The sequence below is a fragment of the Streptomyces sp. NPDC006294 genome (assembly GCF_042870895.1).
Taxonomy (GTDB): Bacteria; Actinomycetota; Actinomycetes; order Streptomycetales; family Streptomycetaceae; genus Streptomyces.
In genome coordinates this window covers 43,112-50,414 of record NZ_JBIAHV010000029.1, presented here as the reverse complement: position 1 = coordinate 50,414, position 7,303 = coordinate 43,112, and the positions used below count along the sequence as shown (strand labels likewise).

Here is a 7,303-nt window from a genome sequence, read left to right as displayed (position 1 = left end):
CACCCCCCAGGTCATGCCTTCGACAGGGGGACACAGTCATGCCGGGCCCGGAGGCCAGCGGTCCCGTTGCAGGACCGCGAAAAACATAACGGGGGCAATATCAGCATCACCCAGCATGGCCGAGTCCATCACACGACACTGAACCAATGGTTCAAGAACAACAAGAATCTGAGTGCTATCAGCACCATTCGCCCGGGGAAGCGAAGTTGAGGCGGGCGGGTACGTCGGTGTGGCTGGCCGGAGCACTCGTGCTGCTGCTCGGCGGCTGCGATGTCCTCTCCACCGGCAAGACGCCCGGCCGCATCAAGGGCGGCACGGCCGAGCTTGAACTGACCGTGACCGGGCGCCCTTCCCCTGGCACCCTCACGACCAGCGAACACGTCCTGGCTCGCCTCGAGGCCCGCGACGCCGACGGTCTGGCCGAGCTCGCCGCGGAGGGCGGCGAGAGGGAGAAGGACGCGAAGCGCTGGGTGGCCCGCTGGGGCGATGCCGCCCAGCGCCCCGCCACGGTGGACTTCCGCCTGGGTGAGAAGGAAGCCTCCGCCGATGTTCGTTTCACGGGGGTGAACGCTCCACGCTGTCGCTGCTGCTGATGCCGAAGGACGAGAGCAAGCCCCACGACGACAGGTTCGTGGTCGTTCTGCGGGAGGACCAGTGAGGTAACGGCCAAGGAACCCGCCGGACAGACGGAGGGTTCCTTGGGGCACTGCGTCATCACGCAGAACGCTCGGCCGGGTTCCCCGCCGAGCATTCTGCGTGGGTGGTTGTGCGGTTCGTGAAAGGGCTTCCGGACAGTCGGATTCGGTAGCCTCCCACCGGGATTTCCCTGAGTCCCAGTCCGGACGTCCGGGTTGGGGCTCAGGCCGTTGCAATGAGGACCTGACGCGACCGCGCCTGGGTGTCGCCGTGCGCGTGGCCTGCGTGGAGCTCGCCGAGAACCTGAGCGTTTCCGGCGGGCGGAACGTCGCGCAGGACGCGCTGCGCGAGTTCGGGGACGTCGTCGTGGACCTGGACGACGACGGGCTCCTCGTGGACACCGTGGTGCTGCGTCGGATCGCCGACCTGCACGAGGCCGACCCGCGGCTGGCCGCCGAGATCATCTTCGACCAGGGGCTCGGGGATCTCTTCGTTGTCCGTACAGCCGGGCATGTTGTGGGCTCGGAGGTGCTGGGGAGTGTGGAGTACGCGACCAGTGTGCTCGGCTGCCGCCTGGTCGTCGTCCGCGGACACGATTCGTGCGGCGCCGTCGCGGCCGCCCGGGTGGCCGTGGAGGATGGACTGTCCGTCGGCGGCTTCGTCCGTGACGTCGTCGAACGCGTCACCCCGAGCGTCCTCGCCGCCCGCACGGCAGGACTGACCTTCGCCAGCGACGTGGACGAGCACATCCGCCACACGGTTGACCTGCTCCTCGACGGCTCACACCTGCTCTCGGAACAGGTCGACGCAGGGGAAGTGGCCGCCGTAGGCCTCGGCTACCAGCTCGCCGAAGGCAGCGCACGGCTCGTCACGTCACGCGGCGACATCACCGAAGAGGATGAAACAGGCTCATGACGCAGTACTTCGACTGCATCGAGCCGACGGTCCGCGATGCCGGCCCCGAAGAAGCCGTCGCGGGCGACAAACGAAATCGGCCGCGTCGGCAGCGGTGATGGGCGAGAGCGTTCCGGGGACGGCCGGGCCGCCCCGGTGTCTTGGCTTCGGATGTGGCGTGGGCGAGGCGGTTGACCATGGGCCAGCCGAAGCCTCCGGTGCCGCCGTTCAGGTCGGGGGTGCGCATGCGTGGCACCTGTGGACTGGGTCGTGCACGGGCACCTCGATGCTGGCCGGGTACGCGGTCAGGTGCAGGGTGCAGGCGCCGCCGCCGTGGCGCAGGGCGTTGGTGGCGAGCTCGGAGACGACCAGGACCACCGTGTCGGCGGTCTCGGGTGCGCCCGCCGGTACGAGACCTTCGAGGAACTCCCGAGCGCTGTCGCGGGCGTCGGCTACGGATGTCGCCGAGAGGAGGGGTGCGACTTTGACGCTCGTCCTGCCCATCCGGGTACCCCGGTCTCTGGATCGTCGACATCTGGTCCTGTCTGCCCGGGGCTTGTGCCCCGGCTGTGGACCGTCAACCCGGCTCGTTCCAGCACCCATCACTGTTTGAGGGTGATTACCTTCCTGCCGAGCGCGCGAAAATCTATGTCGGCCAGAGTAGACATTGGGCAGGGGTGTGGTTATGTTTCTCTCGTAACCCAGAAAGGACCGCAGGGCCTGGCAGAGACGAACCGCCAGGCAGCAATACCCGCGGTGGTAGGACGGTGCGGTGGTGGAGTTTCGAAGCCAGGGTTGTTGCAGGACGGCGACGGGACTGACGACCGGACCGGGCGGCCCGCAGTGATCAGGGGCCGCCACCGTAGTGGCAGTACCCAGCAGTGAAGTCAGTGAGCAGTACCTCGGTGAAGGCGTCGGCTGCGGACGCGCGCACCGGGAGGTTCGGCAGTGGGGTTCCAAGCCAGAGCAGACGCAGGACGGGCAACGGAGCGGCTGCCGAAGAGTGGCGCTGTCACAGGTCACTGAGCGGTTCGCATCACCAGCAGTACGCAGTAGAGCAGTACCAGCAGTAGGAAGTCCCCGTTTGGTAGGTAGTTGATCACCGAGGGAAGAACGGAGGAACGAAGCACCATCAGGATCGCCCGGGCGGAGGTCTTGGGCCCGGGTACCGCAGGACATCGATAGTGAGGTGGTCTCCGGTCAAGCAACCGCGATCCCCGCACCCACGACAGCAGCCAGGTCGGGTCGGCGGACACAGAAGGCCGGCGCAGTATCAGGGCCGGCAGATGGTGTAGTTCCTTCGGGGCCCTGGTGCCGTACGGCACCAGGGCCCCTCCGCGCGTTCCATGAGTTCCATGAGAGAGGTGCAATGACAGCAGACGACTCCTACGGCCGTCTCGACGACGACGACTACCCCGCCTACACCATGGGCCGGGCCGCCGACATGCTCGGCACCACACCGAACTTCCTCCGCGCCCTCGGGGACGCCCGCCTCATCGCCCCGCTGCGCTCCGAGGGCGGCCACCGCCGCTACTCCCGCTACCAGTTGCGCATCGCCGCCCGCGCCCGGGAACTCGTCGATCAGGGCACCCCGATCGAGGCCGCGTGCCGCATCATCGTCCTCGAGGACCAGCTCGAGGAAGCGCAGCGCATCAACGCCGAGTACCGCCGCACCGCCGAATCGGCGAGCCCCATGGCCGCGGTCTGAACGGTGCGCGCCCGCCGGACGCCGGCGGGGCTCGCGCCCCCATACAGGCGTTTCCTGTCGAAGCGGGGGAGGGTCTCGGAGGTGGGCGCGGTGGTTTCCTCCGGGCAGCACGACGAAGCCCCCGGCGGGTGCCGGGGGCTGCTGTAGGCGGTGCTTCCTTGCTGGTGTTCGTTCGGTGGCGCTGGATAGTGCTCAGTGGTGCTTGTTGGTGTTGTCCGGGCCGTGGGGTGAGTGCTGCCGGAGGGCGATGACATTCGCGTTCGGCCCGGGGCCGCTTCCCGCCCGGCGGGCACCTGAGAAGAAAGTTCGGCCGCCGCTCCCGCCTGGCGGGACGTACCGCTGACCGCCCTTTTGTTGCAGGTCAGGGCCGTGTGGCGTGGTCTCCATGACAGTGGATATCAAGATCATCCGGGCCGGTCAGATGTACCGCTGCTACCTGCGTCAGACCGTCGTCGGCGACGGCCGCCGCCCGGCCCGCACGCCGCACCCGGGCCGTCAAGCGCAGGCTCAAGCAGATCCAGTACCGCCCGGACCTGGTGGACGGCTGTCTCGCCCGGCACCGGCCTGGCCCCTTGGGCCCTTGATTCTCAGGCCGGGTCCTGACGATGTCGCTCGACCGGCGATAGGAGACGATGCAGCCCACACCAACGCACGAAGGCGAGCAACTTCATGACGGAGCACGCTTCGATGGACCTTATCCACCTTGCCGATCCGGATGGGGACCGCTGCATCGTGCGCGTCACGGGACGGTTCCAGCCGGGCGTGCTGAGTGGCCACGACATCCTGCACGCGGACGTGCTCGCCTCCGCGAGTTTTGTCGACGCCCGGCTCGACCTTTACCTCTTCCCGCATGACCTGGACTCCTGGGAGCAGCAGCTGTCCAATCTGCGTCCCGGCCAGACAGCCAGCATCGGCGGAGACCGCGGCCTGAGCCTCGACATCCAGATGCACGAAGACGGCTGGCTGTCGATCCAGGTGAGCGACCCGGACCGCCTTACGACGGCCCTGGGAACGCGGCCCCAGGGAGACTGGATTGCTGAGCACCGCGGGCGCCTGGAACAAGTCCGGCTGGCCTGGCCCCGCGAAGTCATTGAGACGGCCCCGGGAGCCTACGAGTGGAGCCCCAACCGTAAGCGGTGATCACCTGATCCAAGCCGCCGACATCACGCGTTTAAGTTCAGTGGTCACGTGTCTGCGCACCGGCCGGGCGCTGCGGACTCCCCGTGCACGGTCACAGAACAAGCCGCAGGGGCATGTCACCGCGGACGTCGTCCTCAGCGAACGGCCCGCCGAGGCCGGGGACCGCGCGGTCCCCGGACACTGGGTAGGCGATTTGATCATCGGAACGGGCCGCTCCGCGATCGGCACGCTGGTCGAGCGCAGCAGCCGCTCCACACTCCTGGTGCGGCCACCGGGCCCTCGGGGCCGCGCTGGCCGCGCTGGACGTCCTCCGTCAGCTGGCTGCCGCTCCCTCCTGGGCGCAGCCGAAGGAAGCCGAGAAGGTGAGTGCCTGATGCCGCAGATCCGCCTCATGGGCTCGGACTCGGACGACGTGCAGCGCACGGCCGACGCGGTCGTGCGGGCGCTGCGGGCCTGGCCGGAGTGCCGGGTAGGGGACGTCTCCAGCCCGGTGCCCAACCGGCGCGGCAGCGGGTGCCGCATCTACATCGAGGTCCTGGCCGACGTCGCCGACCAGGTCGAGGTCACCGTCGAGCGCGACGACCAGGAGCAGCAGGACCGGCCGGTACAGCGGTTGACGCCAAGCCGATGAGCTTGGGCGGCTAGCTAGTTGTACTGGCCCGTGAGGTTGGGGACGCGGCTGGCGGGTGGTCGGCCTTTGAGTGCGGTGTGTCCGCGGTGGTGATTGTAGGTGTGTAGCCATTGCGGGAACGCTTCGCGGCGTTCGGCTTCTGACCGGTAGGGGCGGGCGTAGGCCCATTCGTCCAGCAGGGTGCGGTTGAAGCGTTCGACCTTGCCGTTGGTCTGGGGCCGGTAGGGCCGGGTGCGCTTGTGGGCGATTCCGGCCGCTGCCAGGGCGTTGCGCCAGTCGCGTGAGCGGTAGCAGGAGCCGTTGTCGGTCAGTACCCGTTCGACGGTGATGCCGACGCCGGCGAAGAACGCCTGCGCCCGGGTCCAGAAGCCGGCGGCGGTCTGCTTCTGCTCGTCGGGGAGGATTTCGCTGTAGGCGAGGCGGGAGTGGTCGTCGACGGCGGTGTGCAGGTAGCTGTAGCCGAGACCTGGCTCACCCGTCCACAACCTCCCCAGACAGAACAGCTAGTCGGCCAGGTCCGCCGCTAGTTCGTCGCGCCAGTGCACGGACATGCGCAGGCTCAGGATCGTCTCCGCCGCCGCGGGCAGGGGCAGCAGCAGAAACCGGCGCAGGGCCTCGGCCGCCGCGTCCCGGCCGTGCCACGCCGCGAGGTCGGCCTCGGTGACTGGCGCCGGGTCCGGCTGGTGGCGGGCCGCGTCGAGCAGTCCCCGGACGGCCCGGACCTCCGCCCGGACGGTCCGCATCCGCAGGTCGAGGGCCTCGTCGGCCGGGAGGTCCACCGGCTCGCCCCGGCCGACCTGCTCCAGCGCCCGGGCAATCTCCGGGTAGCCGTCGATGCCGGTCTCCGACGCCAGCCGGGCGAGCTGCGCCGCCATCGCGGAGCGCAACCGCTCCGGCGGGGTCCGCTCCACGATGGCACCGAGGTCGAAGTCGCGTACGACGGTGACCGGGTGCCGCGCCTTCGGTACGTCGTCGAGGACCGGCAGCAGCAGCGCGCTGGCCAGCGGTACCGCTGCGTCGTCCGCCGGGTCCCAGCTGATGCCGTGCTCCGCCGTCAGGCCTGCCAGCAGCCGCGCGTAGGCGGCCGTCGAGCCGGGCCAGGGATCGACGCCGATCCGCTGCCACTGCTGTCCGTCGCGTCCGAGCGCGGGCTGCCCGTCGGGGCCGGTCACGTAGTCCTCGCGCGGCGATTCGACCCGGTGGCCTGCCTCCGGCCGCTCCGTGCCGTCCTCCACGACAGTCACGCGCACCTCGTATCCCTGCTTCGCCAGCCGCACCACCCGGGTTCCGCGGGACAGCCGTCCCAGCACCTCGGGACGGCCGAACTGGGCGTCACCGCCCTCCTGCGTGGCGTACGACCACCCATCGCCGCAGGACCCGGCCCGGACCATCGGGCGGTGCGCGGCCCAGGGCGCGCCGGCGGACAGCCGCGCCTGTTCCCGGCTGCGCGGCCCAGCGGTCGCGGGCACGGAGCCCAGCCGGTCCAGCAGGTCCCCGGGGTCGATGCCCGCCACGAACACGACGTCCGGCTGCACGGGCGGTGCGGGTTCGGGTCCGAAGAATCCGCCGCCCCCGAAGACGGCGTATGCCCCGTCAGGCTGCGGGACGGGCGGGGCCGGCTCGACCGCGGGGACCTGCGGCTCGGGGGCCCCGGCAGCGATGTCCAGGGCGGAGGTTGGGTCGGCGACGACCGTCCCGCCACCGTCCCAGATCAGCCGGCCCTCGTGGGCCAGGGGTGTCTGCCCGTCGAAGGGCAGGCCGTTCTCCAGGGCTGTGGCGAAGTCGGAGAGGACGTGCCGCAGTCCCGCCCAAGGCGTGAACGTCGAGCCCGTCTCGTCGAAGTACCGGCCTACCCGCCCGTGGTGCGGGCCGGGGCGAGTGACCAGGAAGAGTCCGTCGGAGGACTGCCAGCCGATGCCCAGTGTGACCAGCAGTCGTTCGTGCGGCCAGTACGCGTACTCGTCGCGCTCCTCCTCGTTGAGTTCGGCCTCCTCCTCGGCAGCGTCTTCCCCGACCTCGCGCAGGAACTCGGCGCTCCAGACGATCTCCCCGACTCCGGACAGCGGTCCGTAGTGGTCGAGCTGGAGCGTTCCGTCCTGGAGCTCCACACCGTCGTGCCGCAGCAGCGACTCCCTCAGGTCGGGCGGGAAGGCCACCCCAAGCCGGAGTTCGGCCGCCGCGATGTCCGCCAGGACGGCTGGCGGTCGCAGCAGTCCGTGGGTGACGGGCGCGTGCCTCGCGAGCCAGCTCTCGATGCGGTCCCAGGACTCTTCGACGGTGAACGTGATCATGCC

The 7,303-nt window shown here is 69.8% G+C and carries 6 protein-coding genes and 3 pseudogenes; 6 read left to right on the top strand and 3 right to left on the bottom strand.

What is annotated here, in order from left to right:
* The first annotated feature begins 146 nt into the window (after positions 1-146).
* Positions 147-593 (top strand): hypothetical protein, encoded by a 447-nt coding sequence (locus ACFYOP_RS33225; protein WP_356899054.1) that lies wholly within the window; start codon positions 147-149, stop codon positions 591-593.
* A gap of 313 nt (positions 594-906) precedes the next feature.
* Positions 907-1,551: a carbonic anhydrase gene (locus ACFYOP_RS33220; RefSeq protein ID WP_388453868.1), complete on the top strand. Its 645-nt coding sequence runs from the start codon at positions 907-909 to the stop codon at positions 1,549-1,551.
* A gap of 130 nt (positions 1,552-1,681) precedes the next feature.
* Here ACFYOP_RS33220 and ACFYOP_RS33215 read toward each other — a convergent pair.
* Positions 1,682-2,034: pseudogene (locus ACFYOP_RS33215) on the bottom strand (ATP-binding protein); the annotation flags it as partial.
* 865 nt (positions 2,035-2,899) lie between these two features.
* Between ACFYOP_RS33215 and ACFYOP_RS33210 the strand changes: the two are divergent.
* From ACFYOP_RS33210 to ACFYOP_RS33195, 4 genes and pseudogenes are all read left to right on the top strand, one after another.
* Complete coding sequence (locus tag ACFYOP_RS33210; protein ID WP_356899056.1) at positions 2,900-3,238, top strand: MerR family transcriptional regulator; 339 nt, start codon at positions 2,900-2,902, stop codon at positions 3,236-3,238.
* Between the two features lie 669 nt (positions 3,239-3,907).
* Positions 3,908-4,378, top strand: a complete 471-nt coding sequence (locus ACFYOP_RS33205; protein ID WP_356899057.1) for a DUF5959 family protein — start codon at positions 3,908-3,910, stop codon at positions 4,376-4,378.
* A gap of 40 nt (positions 4,379-4,418) precedes the next feature.
* Positions 4,419-4,664, top strand: a pseudogene (locus ACFYOP_RS33200) (IS30 family transposase); the annotation flags it as partial.
* An 87-nt stretch (positions 4,665-4,751) separates the two neighbouring features.
* Positions 4,752-5,009: a hypothetical protein gene (locus tag ACFYOP_RS33195; protein WP_356899098.1), complete on the top strand. Its 258-nt coding sequence runs from the start codon at positions 4,752-4,754 to the stop codon at positions 5,007-5,009.
* A gap of 14 nt (positions 5,010-5,023) precedes the next feature.
* Here ACFYOP_RS33195 and ACFYOP_RS33190 read toward each other — a convergent pair.
* Positions 5,024-5,476 (bottom strand): annotated as a pseudogene (locus ACFYOP_RS33190) (integrase core domain-containing protein); the annotation flags it as partial.
* A gap of 36 nt (positions 5,477-5,512) precedes the next feature.
* The gene (locus tag ACFYOP_RS33185) at positions 5,513-7,300 is read right to left on the bottom strand and encodes an SMI1/KNR4 family protein (RefSeq protein ID WP_356899058.1); all 1,788 of its coding nucleotides are present in this window, start codon (positions 7,298-7,300) and stop codon (positions 5,513-5,515) included.
* Positions 7,301-7,303 lie beyond the last annotated feature (3 nt).

Coding starts and splice junctions, on each gene's coding strand:
- ACFYOP_RS33195 (WP_356899098.1), top strand. CDS start 4,752: ATGCCGCAGATCCGCCTCATGGGCTCGGACTCGGACGACGTGCAGCGC.
- ACFYOP_RS33210 (WP_356899056.1), top strand. CDS start 2,900: ATGACAGCAGACGACTCCTACGGCCGTCTCGACGACGACGACTACCCC.
- ACFYOP_RS33185 (WP_356899058.1), bottom strand. CDS start 7,300: ATGATCACGTTCACCGTCGAAGAGTCCTGGGACCGCATCGAGAGCTGG.
- ACFYOP_RS33205 (WP_356899057.1), top strand. CDS start 3,908: ATGACGGAGCACGCTTCGATGGACCTTATCCACCTTGCCGATCCGGAT.
- ACFYOP_RS33225 (WP_356899054.1), top strand. CDS start 147: ATGGTTCAAGAACAACAAGAATCTGAGTGCTATCAGCACCATTCGCCC.